The organism is Ruegeria sp. H7, assembly GCF_056532945.1.
Genome location: NZ_JBQFNZ010000004.1, coordinates 79970 through 96979, shown reverse-complemented (window position 1 = coordinate 96979; position 17010 = coordinate 79970). Strand labels below are relative to the sequence as shown.

Genomic DNA, 17010 nt, shown 5'->3' with positions numbered 1-17010 from the left:
GCAAGGTATGATTGACAGATGGTATGATGGTATACCAAATAGATCTGCACCGAATCGTAAGGAGCAGAACCATGCCCGCCGAAATCCGAAAGACCCTGTTGCATGTGGAAAACACATTGATCGAAGGGGGAAAGGTCGCCGAGACGCCGTTGAGGATGATTGCGGCTGTTGCGGTGATCCGGAACCCGTGGGCCGGGCGCGGTTTTGTCGAGGACCTGAAGCCCGAGATCCACGAGTGCGCGCCGGGTCTGGGCAAACTGCTGACCGATATGGTGCTGCAAGCCGCAGGCGGGGGCGACATGGTCGAAGGGTACGGCAAGGCCGCCATTGTCGGAGTGAATGGTGAGGTCGAGCATGGCTCGGCCCTGATCCACACGCTGCGGTTCGGCAATTTCTATCGCGAGGCGGTCGGGGCCAAATCCTATCTGGCCTTCACCAATACCCGCGGCCCGGCAAATGCGTCGATGCAGATCCCGCTGATGGACAAGAACGATGGCGGCAGGCGCAGCCACTATCTGACCATTCAGTTGCAAGTGGCAGACGCGCCCGCTCCGGATGAGATCATGATCGCGCTGGGGGCATCCATCGGGGGCCGTCCGCATCACCGAATTGGCGACCGCTATCAGGACCTCAGGGAACTGGGCCATGACGTCGACAACCCTGCAGCTGTCTGAGCCCTTCGGGCAGATTGCCTGTCGCGAGGCGGGCCTGTCCCATGCCGGGAAGGCCCCACCTGTGGTTCTGATCCACGGGGTCGGCATGCAATCGGCGGCCTGGGGTCCGCAGATCGAGGCGTTGTCGCAAACGCATCACGTGATCGCGCTGGATATGCCGGGGCATGGGGGTAGTGACCGTATCCATTCTGGCGCGGACCTGCCGGTGTTTCTGGACTGGTTGCTGGCCGTTCTGGATGCGCTGAGGGTTGAACGGGTCAGTTTGGCCGGGCATTCCATGGGGGCCCTGATTGCAGGCGGGTTCGCCGTGTGTCACCCGGACCGGGTGGCCCGCGTGGCCTTGCTGAACGGTGTGTTCCGCCGCGACGCCAAAGCCAGCAAGTCCGTGATCGAACGGGCCGAACTGATCGGAACCGGGTCCTTCGATCTGGACACGCCCCTGCGCCGTTGGTTCGGGGACACACCGACCGACCGCGCCGCGCGGGGCCACGTGGCGCAATGGCTGTCGGAGGTGGATATTGACGGCTACGCGACCGCCTATGGCGCATTTGCGCGAGGTGATGCGCTGTATGCTGACGGGTTCGGCAGGATCAAATGCCCGTTGCTTGCGCTGACCGGGCGGGACGATCCCAACTCGACCCCCGCAATGTCGCAAGCGATGGCAGAGGCGGCACCATACGGGCGCGCTGTTATCATCGAAAACCACAGACATATGGTAAACCTGACCGCACCAGACGTGGTGAACGCTGCGCTGACGGACTGGTTGCACATGCCATCTGAACAGGGTGAACTGACATGATTGAATTTGACCCGAACACGCTGAACAACCTGCGCGCCTTACGCAATGCCTACGGCACCTTCATGACTGGCGTGACCGTTGTGACGGCCAATGACGATGCGGGCAACCCGTTGGGCTTTACCGCGAATTCCTTCACCTCGGTCTCGCTTGATCCGCCTTTGGTTCTTGTCTGTCTGGCCAACACCTCCAGCAACTATGAAACCTTCGCCAATACATCGAAATTCGCGATCAACATCCTGTCCGAGGCACAGATCGCACTGTCCAATACCTTTGCCCGCCCGGTCGAGGATCGGTTTGCGAGTGTCGACTGGGAACCCGGCCCGCATGGCTCGCCCATTCTGGGGGGTGTCTCGGCGTGGTTCGATTGCGCCATGCACAGAACCGTCGAAGCGGGCGATCACCTGATCCTGATTGGTCAGGTCAAAGCCTTTGATCAGGATATCGCGCCGGGCCTGGGATACGCGCGCGGGGCCTATGTCACACCGGCGGCCGAGGCGCGGGCGCTCAGCAAACGCTCGGACATGGTGGTGTCGGCCCTGATCGAGCGCGACGGGAAGATCCTGCTGCAGGACGATGGCAACGGCTATTTGACCATTCCCAATACCGACGATGTCGCGGGCGGCGCAAACGCGGCTCTTACCCGCTTGATCGCCGACAGCGGCGTGAATGCGGAGCCCGGCTTTATCTATTCCGTCTTTCAGGACGACGCGCGCCAGCAGCAGCATATCTCGTTCCTGTGTCAGGCCGACGGCGGTGAACCGGTGAATGGGGTTTTCACAGAAATTAGCCCGTCCACATTGATGGATGTGTCGGACCCGGCCCTTTGCACCATGCTTGAACGGTTCGCGGCGGAAAGTCAGATCGGGAATTTCGGGGTGTATTACGGCAATGAGGTGAGCGGGCGGGTCAAGCCTCTCACCGGGGGAGTTAAGCGGACATGAAATTCTCACTCTTTGCGCATATGGAGCGGATCTCGGAGGATCAGGACCAGAAGCAGCTGTATGACGAGTTCATTCAACTGTGCAAAATCGCCGATGAGGGCGGGATGCACGCGGTCTGGACGGGTGAGCATCACGGGATGAATTTCACCATCGCCCCAAACCCGTTCCTGAACCTGATCGACGTGGCGCGCCATACCAAAAATGTGCGTCTGGGCACCGGCACCGTGATTGCGCCGTTCTGGCACCCGATCCGTCTGGCCGGTGAGGCGGCGATGACCGATATCATCACCGAGGGCCGTCTTGATTTGGGTATCGCACGCGGGGCCTACAGCTTTGAATACGAACGTCTGATGCCCGGCATGGACGCCTGGGAAGCCGGTCAGCGGATGCGCGAACTGATCCCTGCGGTGCAAAAGCTGTGGCTGGGCGACTATGCGCATGAGGGTGAGTTTCACCAGTTTCCCAAGACCACCTCGGCCCCGCAGCCGGTTCAGAAAGACGGCCCGCCCATCTGGGTTGCGGCGCGCGATCCCAACAGCCACGAATTTGCTGTATCGCATGGGTGCAACGTGCAGGTGACGCCGCTTTGGAACGGCGATAACGAGGTTGAAAGCCTCATGGTCAAGTTCAACGACGCCTGCGCCAAGTTTCCTGATGTAGCACGGCCCAAAATCATGTTGTTGATGCACACCTATGTGGCCTCGAATGACGCGGACGTGAAACAGGCGGCGGTCGAGCTGAACCGGTTCTACAACTATTTCGGGGCCTGGTTCATGAACAAGCGCGATATCTCGCAGGGCCTGATCGACCCGCTGAGCGACGATGAGATTGCCGCGCATCCCTTCTATACCCCGGAAAACATGCAGCGCGATCTGGTCATCGGTACGGTCGATACCGTCGTCGACCGGCTGCGCCACTATCAGGCGCTTGGCTATGATGAGTATTCCTTCTGGATCGACTCCAGCATGCCGTTCGAGCGCAAGAAAGCCTCGCTTGAGCGGTTTATCAAAGACGTCATGCCGGCGTTTCAGTAAAGGGGTGCCATAAGATGCAGCAGTTTCAACAGTATATCGATGGCGCTTTTTCGGATGGGGCGACACAGTTCGACAGTCTGGACCCGGCCACCGGAAAGGTCTGGGCAAAGATGCCCGAGGCCAACGCGGATGATGTCAATCAAGCTGTTGAGGCCGCGGATCGTGCGTTTTTTGCGCCAGAATGGGCCGGGATGACGGCCACTGCCCGTGGCAAGCTGCTGTACCGGCTGGCGGATCTGATTGCGGAAAACGCCCCGCGCCTGGCCGAGTTGGAAACCCGCGACACCGGCAAGATCATCCGAGAGACTTCGGCCCAGATCGCCTATGTCGCTGATTATTATCGGTATTACGCCGGGCTGGCTGATAAGATCGAAGGCGCGCATTTGCCCATCGACAAGCCGGATATGGAGGTCTGGCTGCGCCGCGAACCCATCGGCGTTGTGGCCGCTGTGGTGCCCTGGAACTCGCAACTGTTCCTGTCGGCGGTCAAGATCGGCCCGGCTTTGGCGGCGGGTTGTACCGTGGTGCTGAAAGCATCCGAAGAAGGCCCCGCGCCGATGCTGGAATTTGCCCGCATCTTCGATCAGGCCGGGTTCCCCAAGGGCGTGCTGAACGTCATCACTGGTGGACCGGTGGTAGGGGCAACGCTGACCAGCCACCCGAAAGTGGCGCATGTCGCCTTTACCGGCGGGCCGGAGACTGCGCGCCATATTGTGCGCAATTCGGCCGAGAATCTGGCTTCAACCTCGCTGGAACTGGGCGGCAAATCCCCGTTCATCGTGTTCGAGGATGCCGATATCGAAAGCGCCGTGAATGCACAGGTGTCGGGGATATTCGCGGCAACGGGGCAAAGCTGTGTCGCCGGGTCGCGGCTGGTGGTGCAGGCCTCGATCAAGGAGGAATTCCTCGCTCGTCTTAAGGACAAGGCCGAGGCGGTTGTGATCGGTGCCCCCGACGACATGTCGACCGAGGTCGGCCCGCTGTGCACGCTGCGTCAGCGGGACACTGCGGTCGACCTGATCCAGCGGTCTGTTGCTCAAGGTGCCCGACTGGTAACCGGTGGGCAGCCGATTGACCGCGACGGGTTTTATTTTCCTCCGACCATTCTGGATTGTTCCGACGTGCCGGACGCCGACAGCCTGACCAACGAGTTTTTCGGTCCGGTCCTGTCGGTCGTTTCGTTCGAGACCGAAGCCGAGGCCATCGCCATCGCCAACAATACCCAATTCGGTTTGGCCTCGGGCCTGTTCACGCAGAACCTGACGCGGGCGCATCGCATGATCCGTGCCATCCGTGCGGGGATTGTCTGGGTAAACACCTACCGCGCGGTCAGCCCGATTGCGCCGTTTGGGGGCCACGGTCTGTCGGGCCACGGGCGCGAAGGGGGTCTGCAAGCGGCGCTGGATTACACCAAGATCAAATCGGTCTGGCTGCGCACCAGCGACGACCCGATCCCGGATCCGTTTGTCATGCGCTGAGTTGCGCGGATCGGCCTAGAAATCCAGACCCAGATCGACAGTCCGATAGGAATGGGTCAGCGCGCCGGAGGAAATGAAGTCCACGCCGGTCGCGGCAATGGCAGCCACAGTCTCTTGTGTGACATTGCCCGAGGCTTCTGTGACCAACCGACCGTTCACCAGCGCGACTGCCTCGGCCAAGGTTTCGGGCGACATGTTGTCCAGCAGCACAACATCGGCACCGCCAACCTCAAGCACTTGGGCCAATTGATCCAGCGTATCCACCTCGATCTCGACCTTCATCATGTGCGAAGCGCGGGCCTGCGTCGCCTCAAGCACCGCGCGCACGCCGCCTGCCGCCGCGATGTGGTTGTCCTTGATCAGGATCGCATCCGATAGTGAGAACCGGTGATTGAACCCACCGCCATGCAAAACGGCCTGTTTTTCGACGATGCGCAGGCCGGGCGTGGTCTTTCGCGTGCAGGTGATGCGCGCGCGGGTGCCCTTGGTTTCCGCGACCAAAGCCGCTGTGGACGTTGCCACGCCGCACAGCCGCCCGGCAAAGTTCAGTGCCACGCGCTCCGCCGACAGGATCGAGGATGCCTTGCCCGTGATCTCGATCAGCGTATCGCCCTTGGCGCAGGGCTGGCCATCCGCGATATGTGTCGAGATATCCAGCGAAGGGTCGATCAGACGGAACGCCAGCGCCGCGACCTGCATCCCCGAGACCACGGCATCCTCGCGCGCGTTCAAGCGGGCCGCATAGGCCGTATCCGACGGGATTACGGTCTGGGTGGTGATGTCGCCATAGGCACCCAAATCCTCCATCAGTGCTGAGCGCACCAGGGGTTCAAGGATCATGTCGGGCAGGGCCGGATGGGTCATGCTGCGTCCTTTGCAATGCGGTCCCGCAGGGTCAGCGCCTCGTTCAGCGTCAGGGCCGAGCGTTGGCCGGGGCCGGGGGTAAGGTCGGGGAAATCAGAACGGTAATGCGCACCACGGCTTTCCTCGCGCAAAAGAGCGGCGGCGGCGATCAGCGTGGCGGTGGCGGTCATGTTCAGAAACACGTCGGAGTCCGGATGCCGGGCCTCAAGCGCCGCGATTTCGGTCAGAGCGCGATGCAGACCGGCCTGATCGCGGACAACGCCCGCATGCTGGGTCATGGCATGGCGCAGGGCAGCCAGATCCGGGATCTGTTCGGTCGCGCTTTCGGGGGTCAGCGAAACATCGACCTTTGGTGCAGGCTGCCCGGACACAACGGTTGCAATGTCCTGTGCGCAGGCGCGGGCAAAGACCAGCGCCTCAAGCAATCCGTTCGACGCCAGCCGGTTCGCGCCGTGCAACCCGGTCGAAGCCGCCTCGCCACAAGCCCAAAGCCCGTTCAGCGAACTGCGGCCCGCCAGATCGGTTTCGATGCCGCCCATATGGTAATGCGCCGAGGCGGTCACCGGGATCGGATCGCGCATCGGGTCGAGACCGTGGCGCAGACAGGCCTCGGTCACTGCCGGGAAATGGTCCGCGATCTGTGCGCCAATCGCCGCGCGGGTGTCCAGCGCCGGGCGTTTGCCCGTCTGTGCCTGTGTGTAGACGGCACGTGCAACGGTGTCGCGCGGGGCCAGATCGGCATCGGGGTGAATGTCGGGCATGAACCGATGCCCGTCATTGTCGATCAGAACAGCGCCTTCACCGCGCAGCGCTTCGGTCGCCAGCGGGGTGGGGTCTTCGCCGACGTCGATGGCGGTGGGGTGGAACTGGACAAACTCGGCATCCGCAATCCGCGCACCGGCGCGCGCGGCCATGCCGATACCCTGACCCCGGATGCGCGCAGGGTTGGTGGTTTGCGCATAAAGACCCGCCGAGCCGCCGGTCGCCAGTACATGCGCCGACCCGCGCAGCAAGACCTGTGGCGCGCCCGGCGCGTCGGCGCTGGTCAGATAGACACCGCTGACCTGCGCGCCGTCGCTTTCCAGCCCAACCGCCAGAGCGCCTTCGATGACCTGAATTGAAGGCGTTTCGCGCAGGGCCACAATCAGCGCGCGCATGATCTCGGCCCCTGCCTGATCGCCCTTGACGCGGACGACCCGCGCGGCGGAATGCGCTGCCTCGCGCGATTGCACAAAGCCGCCATCGGCGGTGCGGTCGAACCCGGTGCCCAGATCGGACAGATCAAGGATATGTTCAGGTGCCGCCTTGGTCACAAACTCGGCCACTTCACGCAGAACCGATCCGGCCCCGGCGCGCATCGTGTCCTCGGCATGGGCCTGCGGGCTGTCCGTTCGCGCCATCGCCGCCGCAACGCCACCCTGCGCCCAGGCCGAGCTTGCGCCGGATCCAAGCGGTTCGGGTGAGATCATGACAACGGGGCAGGGGGCCAGTTTCAGCGCCGTATAGACCGCCGCCAGCCCGGCCCCGATGATCACCACGCGTGGTGTCTGAACGGTTTGCATATCGCCGATCAAATACCCAACTGACGCGACAGGTCGATCATGCGCTGCACCGACAGGCGGGCCTTGTTTGCCACTTCGGCATCCACCTCGACCTGTCCGGTCATCGTGTCCAGCGCGAACAGCACCTTTTCCAGCGTGATTTTCTTCATGTAAGGGCACATGTTGCAGGGGCCGACAAAATCGACTTCGGGCAGAGAATCCGCGATATTCGACGCCATCGAGCATTCGGTGATCAACAGCGCCTTTTCCGGCTTCTCATCCGTGACGTATTTGATGATCCCGCTGGTCGAACCCGAGAAATCGGCCTCGGCCACCACATCCGGCGGGCATTCGGGATGGGCAATCAGACGCGTGCCCGGGTTCCATTCGCGGAAGTCGCGCAGATCGCTTGCGCTGTACTGCTCGTGCACGATGCACGAACCTTCCCACCAGACCACGTTTTTCTGCGGCACGTCCCGCGCCACGTTTTGGGCCAGATACTGATCCGGGGTCATGATGACGGTATGGCTGTCCTGCGCCGCAACGATCTGCGCCGCGTTCGATGAGGTACAGCAGATGTCCGAGGCCGCTTTGACCTCGGCCGTTGTGTTCACATAAGACACGACCGGCGCACCGGGATAGCGGCGTCGCATTTCCTCGACGCCTTCGGCGGTGATGGATTCCGCCAACGAGCATCCGGCTTCCATATCCGGCATCAGCACGGTTTTGTCGGGGCTTAGAATCTTCGACGTCTCGGCCATGAAATGCACACCGCATTGCACGATCACATCCGCTTCGACCTCGGTCGCCTTGATGGCCAGTTGCAAGCTGTCGCCGCCGAAATCCGAAATGCCCCGGTAAATCTCGGGCGTCATGTAGTTGTGGCCCAGAATGACCGCGTTGCGCCTGGCCTTCAGATCGTTGATCGCCTTGACGTAAGGCGCGTAGATCGCCCAATCCATCGGCGACACCACACGGGACATGCGGTCGTAGATGTCGCTCATGCTTTCGGCAAGCTCGGGCGAGGGGGCAAGATCATATTTTTCGGAGAGATGCGCGCGCTGCGCGGGAAGGTCGAACACGGGACTGTTTTTCTGCCTGTTAAACGCGTGGCGTTCCTCATATGGGGTCTTCAGTGGAATGACCAGCGCTCAGACAGGACGAATTTCCCAAAAATCGGATCGGGCGCAAAACAATCCGTTTTTTTGGCCCTTGTTTTGGGCATTATCGGAAATTTCCTGCCCGGTTTCGGCCCGACGCGGCCCTTTCAGGCGGCACCTGCGGGCAGCGAATCTGGTTGTCTTTTGATCCGTTCCCCCCTAGTCAGGCTTTTACCTCGGGGTGCGTGACAAAAACGCTGAGATGCCATGGGCGAACCCGTTGAACCTGAACCGGCTAGAACCGGCGGAGGGAAAGGTAACGGTTCATCCATCCTTGCCCTCTCGCCGCAATGGAGGATGACATGAAACATCTGCTGATTGCTGCGGGAATTCTGAGTGCAACAGCCGCCATGGCGGACGACAAACCTCAGCTGACCGTTTACACCTATGACAGCTTCGTCTCGGATTGGGGCCCCGGTCCCAAGGTCAAAGAGGCGTTCGAGGCCGTCTGTGATTGTGACCTGAACCTTGTTGGCGTTGAAGACGGCGCAGCGCTTCTGTCGCGCATCCGGCTTGAGGGCGAAAGCTCGGACGCGGATGTGGTGTTGGGTCTGGATACCAACCTGATCACCGCCGCCAAGGAAACCGGCCTGTTTGCGCCAAGCGCAGTGACCGCTGAATATGCGCTGCCGATCGAGTGGTCGGATGACGTGTTTGCCCCCTATGACTGGGGCTATTTCGCCTTTGTCCACAATGCCGATGCTGCGGCCCCTGCGAATTTCCGGGACCTGGCCGACAGCGACACCAAGATCATCATTCAGGACCCGCGCTCCTCGACCCCCGGTCTGGGTCTGCTGCTGTGGGTCAAGGCGGCCTATGGCGATGACGCGCCCCAGATTTGGGCCGGTCTGGCCGACAATATCGTAACCGTGACCAAGGGTTGGTCCGAGGCGTACGGGCTGTTTCTGGAAGGTGAGGCCGACATGGTCCTCAGCTACACCACATCGCCTGCCTATCACCTGATTGCCGAAGAAGACGCCAGCAAGGCGGCGGCGGCTTTTGACGAAGGTCATTATATGCAGGTGGAAGTGGCCGGGAAACTGGCTGGGACGGATCAGCCGGAACTGGCAGATCAGTTCCTGCAATTCATGGTCTCGGACGCGTTCCAGCAGATCATTCCCACGACCAACTGGATGTATCCGGCGGTGACTCCGGCATTGGGCTTGCCCGAAGGGTTCGATACGCTGATCACCCCGGAAAAATCACTGTTGTTGTCCCCGGATGAGGCTGCCGTTGCGCGGGATCAGGCGCTTGCGGAATGGCTGGGCGCGCTCAGCCAGTAAGCCCCTGGCCGGGTGTTGGCGCAGCGGCGCTGGTCGCTGCGCTGATCCTTGGGACGCTGGCCGCCGTTGCACTGCGGGCTGATGCAGCCGGCGGGTTCGGCCCGGCGGACTGGGCCGCGTTGCGCTTTACGCTGGTGCAGGCCGTCTTGTCGGCCCTGTTCAGCGCGGCGCTGGCGATCCCTGTGGCCCGTGCACTGGCCCGGCGGCGCTTTCCGGGGCGGCGCGCGCTGATCGCGCTGCTGGGTGCCCCGTTTATCTTGCCGGTCATCGTCGCAATCCTTGGTCTGTTGCAGGTCTTTGGCCGTGCGGGCTGGATTTCCGACGTTCTGGGTCTGTTTGGCTTGCCGCCGATACGGATCTACGGGTTGCACGGCGTCGTGCTGGCGCATGTGTTCTTCAACTTGCCGCTTGCCACACGGCTGATCTTGCAGGCGTGGCAGGAAATCCCCGCCGAGAGGTTCCGTCTGGCCGCGCAGCTGGGCTGTGACGGAATGGCGATGTTCCGCCTGATCGAACTGCCGATGCTGAAACGCATCCTGCCCGGTGTGCTGGCGGTGATCTTCGCGATTTGCCTGACCAGCTTTGCCGTCGCCCTGACGTTGGGAGGGGGGCCGCGCGCGACAACCATCGAACTGGCGATCTATCAATCCTTCACCTACGATTTCGATCTGGGCCGCGCCGCGCTGCTATCCGCGCTGCAACTGGCTCTGACAGCCGCCGCTGCACTGGCTGCCCTTCGGTTTTCGCGGGGTGACGGCTTTGGCACCGGGCTGGACCGGGCCATTCGCCGCTGGGATGGAGGGGCACCCGTCTTCGACACGTTCTGGATCATCGCCGCGGCGGCGTTTCTGCTGTTGCCGCTGGCGGCGGTCGTGATCTCGGGGATCAGCGGGATTTTCGACATGCCCGCATTGGTCTTCCGCGCGGCGCTGACCTCGGTTCTGGTGGCAGCCGTCAGTACCGCCGTTTTGCTGATGCTGGCGTTGCCTATGGCGATGGCGGTTGCGACCGGACGACATGGCATGGTCGAGATCAGCGGCATTCTGGGCCTTGCAGCGTCACCCCTGGTGATTGGCACCGGCCTGTTCATTCTGATCCGACCGGTGATCAGCCCCACATCGCTGGCCTTGCCCGTGACCGCGTTGGTGAATGCGGTGATGGCGCTGCCGTTTGCCCTTCGGATTCTGGTGCCTGCGGCGCGTGATGTGGTCACCCGGCACGGGCGGCTGGCGCTGTCGTTGGATATGACCAGATGTACCTTTTTCACGCGCGTCCTGTTGCCGCGTATGCGCGCGCAAATCGGCTTCGCCGCAGGGTTGGCGGCGGCGTTGTCGATGGGCGATCTGGGCGTGATCGCCTTGTTTGTCGATCCGCAGGTTGCGACCTTGCCGCTGCAGATCTACCGCCTGATGGGGGCGTATCAGATGCAAGCTGCTGCAGGGGCGGCGCTGTTGTTGCTGGTGTTGTCGATGGGCGCATTCTGGCTTTTGGATCGTGGAGGGCGAGCACATGCTGAAACTTGAGGGATGCGTCATCGAAAATGGCGGCTTCTCGCTGCATGCGGATTTTGAGGTCGAGGCGGGTGCCAGCGTAGCAATCATCGGCCCGTCCGGTGCGGGCAAGTCAACGCTGCTGGAGGCGATCGCCGGGTTTCGCGATCTCAGGCAGGGGCAGATCCTGTGGCAGGGCGCGCGAATTTCCGACCTCGCGCCGGGCAAGCGCCCCGTGGCGATGCTGTTTCAGGACGGCAATCTGTTCCCGCATCTGACCGTCGCGCAGAATGTGGCCCTGGGCCTGCGTCCGAACGGACGCCTGACTGACGCTGAGCAGTCGCAGGTTCAGACTGCACTGGCGCGCGTGGCCCTGTCCGGGTTCGAAGCACGCAAACCAGCCGAGTTGTCCGGTGGCCAGCAAAGCCGGGTGGCTTTGGCGCGGGTGCTTGTGCAGCGGCGACAGCTACTGTTGCTGGACGAACCATTCGCGGCCCTTGGACCCGCGTTGAAGGCAGAGATGCTGGACCTTGTCGCGGATTTGCTGGCAGAAACCGGAACGACCCTGATGATGGTCAGCCACGATCCGCAGGATGCGCGACGGATCGCAAGTCAAACCGTTCTTGTGGCCAACGGACAGGCGCATCCTCCGGCAGCGACAGGCCCGCTATTCGAAAACCCGCCGCCAGAACTGCGCGACTATCTGGGGTGATCGGTTGGCGGAAGACTGCCCTTATCCCGATGCCTGCCTCAGATGCTGGCGGATCTTGGACTCGACCCTTGGACTGTGCAGATCAAAGCTGCCGCTATTGGCAAAGAGTTCGCGCACCGAGCGGTAGCTTTCGACCTTCTTCCATACAACAGGCGAAGAGGTCGGCGCCCGGCCCGAAAGCGAGGCCAGATAGGACATTGTGCCAAACAACAGGCGGGATTTGTCCCGGTGTGGTTTGTTCAGAATATACAGGCTTAGCGGTGCGTCCGGTCCCCGCTCGGCATCGACGACAAACACCTGACCGGCGCGGAAGGCCGCTTTGCCATCACACCGGGTCCAGCGACGCGTCGAGGATTTTCCTTCGCTCAACGCTTCGACAATTCGGCTGTAGACGGTCCCGTTGCGCTCATCCAAGAAGGCTACGTTGACAATCACTTTGGTCGGATCGTTGGGCGCGCGAAAGAACACCTGATACGATCCCAGGAAAGGTCGCAATCTTTGCAGATCGCCCGGAAACACGTCGATCAGCGGGTCCCGACGTCGGTCGGCTTCGGTTTTGGCCAATCGGGTGGTGTGGCGGCGCAACTCGGCCGGGTCGCCCAGTAAAATATGCTCGTCAACGCCAAAGAACCGACCGATCCGGCGCAGGTTGTTGGGCGAGGGCTGACTGCGACCGCTGAGGTATTTGGCAAACTGCTGGTGGTTGATTCCGATGTCCCTGCACACCGCGGCAACCGAAGGGTGATCGGCGCACAGATGGCGCAGGTTCGCTGCCAGATGTTCATGCATATGCGGTTGGTCTTTCGCTTAAACTCGCTAAAGAAAGCATAATCTGGCGTTATTGTTAAGCCCATTTGGGCGCGCAATCCTTGGGCCAACGCATCCATGCCCAGGGGAGGTCAAGCAATGGATAAATTTCAGTATGTGCGGCAACTGGAATACCGCCTGCAAATGCGTCAGGTGGACCGCCGCCAGTTCATGCGTGGGGTACTGGCAACCGGGATGACCGTCAGCGCTGCAACCTTGCTGGCTGACCGGGCAATCGCTGCGACACCCAAGAAAGGTGGCAGCATGGTCGCAGGGATCGGCCACGGTGCATCCACCGAACAACTGGATCCGGGGCAGATCTCGGCGGGCTTCCTGATCCCGTTGAGCCTGGGTGTGAATGGCTTCCTGACGGCTGTGGACGCAGACAGCAATGTTCAGCCTTCGATTGCCCAATCCTGGGAAGCCTCGCCGGATGCCTCGGTCTGGACATTTCAGTTGCGCGACAGGGTCGAGTTTCACAGCGGTCGCAGCGTGACCTCGGACGATGTGATCGCGTCGATCAACTATCACCGGGGCGAGGGTTCGACCTCGACCGGTGCGCCGCTGTTGGCAGGGGTCAAATCGGTCCGCGCGGACGGATCGCAAACCATCGTATTTGAACTGGAAGGCGGCAATGCGGACTTTCCGGCCATCCTCAGCGACTATCGTTTTGCCATTCTGCCCGCCGAAGGTGACAGTATCGACTGGCAGTCGGGCATTGGCTGCGGGGCCTATCAGTTGACCGACTTCCAGCCCGGCATCTCAGCCGATCTGGTGCGTCATGCCAACCATTGGAACGATGATGTGGCCCATGTGGATGAATGGAAGCTGCTGGTGCTGCTGGATACGACCGCGCGTATGGCGGCCCTGTCGGCGGGCACGGTTGACGTTGCTGACAAGGTCGATCCAAAAACCGCCAAATTCATCTCGCGCGATCCCAATGTCACGCTGCATTCGGTGGCGGGCACCCAGCATTACTCGTTCCCGATGCTGACAAATACCGCGCCATTTGATGACAACAACATCCGTCAGGCGATCAAATGGGGCATCGACCGGCAGGAATTGGTCGACAAAATCCTGCTGGGCTATGGCGCGGTTGGCAACGACCACCCGATCGGATCGGGCCAGAAATACTTCAACGCCGAGCTTGAGCAGAAGACGTTCGACCCCGACAAGGCGAGATTCTATCTGAAACAGGCCGGGTTGGACTCGCTGGATGTCGAGCTTTCGTCGTCAGATGCCGCCTTCCCCGGTGCGGTGGACGCCGCGACGCTGATTTCGAACTCGGCGGCGAAATGCGGGATCAATGTCACCGTCAAACGCGAGCCCAATGATGGCTACTGGTCCGAGGTCTGGACCAAGAAACCCTGGTGCGCCAGCTACTGGGCCGGTCGCCCGGTCGAAGATCTGATGTTCTCGCTGGCGTTCCAGTCCGGCGTTGCCTGGAACGAATCCTTCTGGTCGCACGAAAAATTCGACAAGCTGCTGGTCGAGGCGCGGGCCGAGTTGGACACTGACAAACGCCGCCAGATGTATGGCGAGATGCAGGACATCGTGGCCAATCAGGGCGGCGTTGCGATCCCGATGTTTGCCTCATACGTCTTTGCTACGCGGCCCAGCGTCGGCACGCCGGAAAAATTCGGCTCGAACCTCGATCTGGATGGCAGCAGCTTTATGGAACGCTGGTGGAAAGCAGAATAGCAGCCGATCTATGCTAGTATCGTGAAAGAAAAGGGGATGGCTTTTGCGGTCGTCCTCTGCCGTGTCGGGGATAGGATTCCATGAAACTCTTCATTGCAACGCTATCGACCGAAACGAATACGTTCTGCACCATGCCAACCGCGATGTCGGGGTTCGAGGAGTATTTTCTGCGCCACGGAACCGCAACGCAGGAGCCGCCCAACCTGATGACCGAGGCACTGCATCTATGGCGCGCGAAAGCAGAGGCCTTGGGGTGGCAGGTCATCGAAAGTCTGGCCGCCATTGCCGAACCTGCCGGGCCGACCACCCGTAGCTGTTATGATGCGTTAAGCGGCGAGATCCTGTCTGATCTGACCGAGTGCGGCGGCGCAGATATCATTCTGTTGCAACTGCATGGCGCGATGGTGGCCGAACATATCGAGGATTGCGAGGGCGACCTTTTGGCCCGCGCCCGTGCGCTGTGCCCGAATGCCACGATTGGGGTGTCTCTGGACCTGCATTCTCATCTCACCGACAGGATGCTGCAGGCCAGCGATCTGATCGTGCATTTCAGGGAATACCCCCATGACGACGCCACCGCCTGCGCGGCTGAGCTATTCGACCTGGCCCGGCGCGCCCATGTGGGTGAGATCGTGCCTTGCATGGCGTTTTATGATGCGCGGATGGTGAATCTTTATCTGACGAAAGCGGGGGCGATGAAGGATTTCGTGGCCGAAATGGCCACCGCTCAGTCCGCGCCCGATGTGTTGTCGGTGTCACTCAGCCACGGGTTTCCATGGGCGGATGTTGCGGATGTTGGCGCGCGGATGCTGGTCGTGACCGACAATCAGCCGCAACTTGCGGTCCAACTGGCCGAGACACTGGGCCGTCGGTTTTTCGATCTGCGTCACCGGGTGACCACTGACTATCTGCCGATCGACAGCGCGCTGGATCAGGTAGGAACGCGCGCAGGGCTGTGTGTTCTGGCGGATATGGGTGACAATTCGGGCGGCGGCGCACCCGGCGATGCCACCTATCTGCTGGCCGCCATGCTGGAACGTGGGCTCAGGAATTTTGCCAGCGGGATGTTCTGGGACCCCGGCGTTGTTCGCATTTGTCAGGATGCGGGTATCGGCAGCACGTTGACCGTTCGGCTGGGCGGCAAGACAAGCGCGGTTTCAGGCGATCCCATTGATCTGCGGGCGACGGTCATGAATATCGCAACAGGTCTGGGTCAGCATCTGGGAACCGGGTTAGAGCCGATGGGCACCGTGGTCTGGCTGCGTCTGGACGGCCATATCGACCTGCTGGTCAACGACCTGCGCGTTCAGGTGTACCACCCCGAAGCGTTTGAACAGATGGGTATCCGACTGGCCGAGAAATCGGCGGTGGCGGTGAAATCTCTGTTCCATTTCTACGGCCCGTTCAGCAAAATCTCGGATCACATCCTGCAGGTCGCCAGTCCGGGCGGAACCCAGCCCGCGTTTCGTGACATCGCCCTGCACAAGCGCAAACTTCCCTATTGGCCGGCGGTCGAACACCCGTTCGTGGATGACTGCCTTGCGGATACCGGGTAGCGGCCTCAGTCAACCGTCCGGGCCGACAGAATCCAGTCGCGGACACTCTGGGCCTCGGGTGTCAGGGGGCGGGATTTCGACCAGACCAGATAGAAGCCTTTGCCGGTTCTCCATGTCCATTCCGGGCGCGCGGCCAACACGCCTTGCTGCACCAGATGTTCGACGATGTGGTGCCAGCCAAAGGCAAACCCTTCGCCCGCCATCGCCGCCTGCAAAACCAATGCGTAATCGTTGAGACGCAGACCGCTGCGGGGCGTAACTTCGGATATGCCGAACGCGCTGAACCACTGATCCCACGAGGGGCGCTCGCGGATGGGTTCCTCAAGATGGATCAGGCGCTGGTTCAACAGGCCCGGCACACTACGCAAGGTCACTGCGGCGGCCATGACGCGGGGGGCGGCTACGGGGTATATAATCTCGTCATAGATCAGCTGCGCCTCGCAATCCGGCCAGTTGCCATCGCCTAGCCGCACCGCAAGACTGATGGTTTCGACCGTCAGGTCAGGCTCGCGGTCGCTGGATTGCAGGCGCAGGTCAATATCTGGGTGCTTTTGCTGGAACGAGGCAATACGCGGCACCAGCCAATAGTTGTTGAAGGCCGAAGAGGCACTGAGTGTCACGTGGTCATTGCTGGCGAACTGCCGGATCGAGGATGCGGAATGCGACAACATCTCGAACGCGCGGGTCACATCGGCGAACAATCGCGTTCCCGCATTTGTCAGGGTGATCCTGCGATGGCTGCGCCGGAACAGGATCACGCCAAGCGCGGTTTCAAGCTGCTTGATCGACGCGCTGACCGCCGGTTGCTGCACATTCAGCTCTTGCGCCGCTTTGGTGAATGACCCGGTCCGGGCGGCAGCTTCGAAAACGACCAGATGACGGGGGGATGCGAGTTGGGACCAGAGGTTTTGCATAAATTCAGCTTATGCAAAAGATCATTCTTTTCAACCGTCACAGATGGGCGTTTGCG

The 17010-nt window shown here is 61.4% G+C and carries 15 protein-coding genes and 1 riboswitch; of the genes, 10 read left to right on the top strand and 5 right to left on the bottom strand.

The window, feature by feature from the left end; translation table 11 throughout:
• Window positions 1–71 precede the first annotated feature (71 nt).
• From ACR0AC_RS11020 to ACR0AC_RS11000, 5 genes are read left to right on the top strand one after another with little or no spacing between them, the layout of a single operon-like run.
• A complete protein-coding gene (locus ACR0AC_RS11020) occupies window positions 72–674 on the top strand; it encodes an amino acid synthesis family protein (RefSeq protein WP_480873344.1) in 603 nt (200 codons plus the stop codon).
• Window positions 646–1473 (top strand): alpha/beta fold hydrolase, encoded by an 828-nt coding sequence (locus ACR0AC_RS11015; RefSeq protein ID WP_480873342.1) that lies wholly within the window; start codon window positions 646–648, stop codon window positions 1471–1473. The genes ACR0AC_RS11020 and ACR0AC_RS11015 overlap by 29 nt, the downstream gene beginning before the upstream one ends.
• Window positions 1470–2414: a flavin reductase gene (locus ACR0AC_RS11010; RefSeq protein WP_480873340.1), complete on the top strand. Its 945-nt coding sequence runs from the start codon at window positions 1470–1472 to the stop codon at window positions 2412–2414. Before ACR0AC_RS11015 ends, ACR0AC_RS11010 begins: the two co-directional genes overlap by 4 nt.
• Window positions 2411–3448 carry an LLM class flavin-dependent oxidoreductase gene (locus ACR0AC_RS11005; protein ID WP_480873338.1) on the top strand — a complete coding sequence of 346 codons (1038 nt, stop codon included), beginning with the start codon at window positions 2411–2413 and terminating at the stop codon, window positions 3446–3448. The genes ACR0AC_RS11010 and ACR0AC_RS11005 overlap by 4 nt, the downstream gene beginning before the upstream one ends.
• A gap of 14 nt (window positions 3449–3462) precedes the next feature.
• Window positions 3463–4926, top strand: coding sequence for an aldehyde dehydrogenase (locus tag ACR0AC_RS11000; RefSeq protein ID WP_480873336.1), 1464 nt, complete (start codon window positions 3463–3465; stop codon window positions 4924–4926).
• A gap of 15 nt (window positions 4927–4941) precedes the next feature.
• Here ACR0AC_RS11000 and nadC read toward each other — a convergent pair whose 3' ends face one another.
• The 3 genes from nadC to nadA are packed head-to-tail and all read right to left on the bottom strand — an operon-like array spanning window position 4942 to window position 8413.
• Window positions 4942–5790, bottom strand: a complete 849-nt coding sequence (gene nadC, locus ACR0AC_RS10995; RefSeq protein WP_170622588.1) for a carboxylating nicotinate-nucleotide diphosphorylase — start codon at window positions 5788–5790, stop codon at window positions 4942–4944.
• A complete protein-coding gene (locus ACR0AC_RS10990) occupies window positions 5787–7352 on the bottom strand; it encodes an L-aspartate oxidase (protein WP_480873334.1) in 1566 nt (521 codons plus the stop codon). The genes nadC and ACR0AC_RS10990 overlap by 4 nt, the downstream gene beginning before the upstream one ends.
• Window positions 7353–7360: 8 nt before the next feature.
• Window positions 7361–8413 (bottom strand): quinolinate synthase NadA, encoded by a 1053-nt coding sequence (nadA, locus tag ACR0AC_RS10985; RefSeq protein ID WP_480873332.1) that lies wholly within the window; start codon window positions 8411–8413, stop codon window positions 7361–7363.
• A gap of 245 nt (window positions 8414–8658) precedes the next feature.
• Window positions 8659–8762: riboswitch (TPP riboswitch) on the top strand.
• Window positions 8763–8793: 31 nt separating this feature from the next.
• Here nadA and thiB point away from each other — a divergent pair.
• Genes thiB through ACR0AC_RS10970 form a run of 3 tightly spaced genes read left to right on the top strand, consistent with a single transcriptional unit; the run spans window position 8794 to window position 11976 of the window.
• Window positions 8794–9774: a thiamine ABC transporter substrate binding subunit gene (gene thiB / locus ACR0AC_RS10980; RefSeq protein ID WP_480873330.1), complete on the top strand. Its 981-nt coding sequence runs from the start codon at window positions 8794–8796 to the stop codon at window positions 9772–9774.
• On the top strand, window positions 9750–11297 hold the full coding sequence (locus ACR0AC_RS10975; RefSeq protein ID WP_480873328.1) for a thiamine/thiamine pyrophosphate ABC transporter permease ThiP: 1548 nt from the start codon (window positions 9750–9752) through the stop codon (window positions 11295–11297). Before thiB ends, ACR0AC_RS10975 begins: the two co-directional genes overlap by 25 nt.
• A complete protein-coding gene (locus tag ACR0AC_RS10970; protein ID WP_480873326.1) occupies window positions 11284–11976 on the top strand; it encodes a thiamine ABC transporter ATP-binding protein in 693 nt (230 codons plus the stop codon). Before ACR0AC_RS10975 ends, ACR0AC_RS10970 begins: the two co-directional genes overlap by 14 nt.
• A gap of 21 nt (window positions 11977–11997) precedes the next feature.
• On the opposite strand, the gene ACR0AC_RS10965 is transcribed toward ACR0AC_RS10970, so the two are convergent.
• Window positions 11998–12765 carry a helix-turn-helix domain-containing protein gene (locus ACR0AC_RS10965; protein WP_480873324.1) on the bottom strand — a complete coding sequence of 256 codons (768 nt, stop codon included), beginning with the start codon at window positions 12763–12765 and terminating at the stop codon, window positions 11998–12000.
• Window positions 12766–12882: 117 nt separating this feature from the next.
• Here ACR0AC_RS10965 and ACR0AC_RS10960 point away from each other — a divergent pair, with 117 nt between their 5' ends.
• The gene (locus ACR0AC_RS10960; protein ID WP_480873322.1) at window positions 12883–14484 is read left to right on the top strand and encodes an ABC transporter substrate-binding protein; all 1602 of its coding nucleotides are present in this window, start codon (window positions 12883–12885) and stop codon (window positions 14482–14484) included.
• An 80-nt stretch (window positions 14485–14564) separates the two neighbouring features.
• The gene (locus ACR0AC_RS10955; RefSeq protein WP_480873320.1) at window positions 14565–16040 is read left to right on the top strand and encodes a M81 family metallopeptidase; all 1476 of its coding nucleotides are present in this window, start codon (window positions 14565–14567) and stop codon (window positions 16038–16040) included.
• 5 nt (window positions 16041–16045) lie between these two features.
• Here ACR0AC_RS10955 and ACR0AC_RS10950 read toward each other — a convergent pair whose 3' ends face one another.
• On the bottom strand, window positions 16046–16954 hold the full coding sequence (locus ACR0AC_RS10950; protein ID WP_480584093.1) for a LysR substrate-binding domain-containing protein: 909 nt from the start codon (window positions 16952–16954) through the stop codon (window positions 16046–16048).
• Between the last annotated feature and the right edge of the window lie 56 nt (window positions 16955–17010).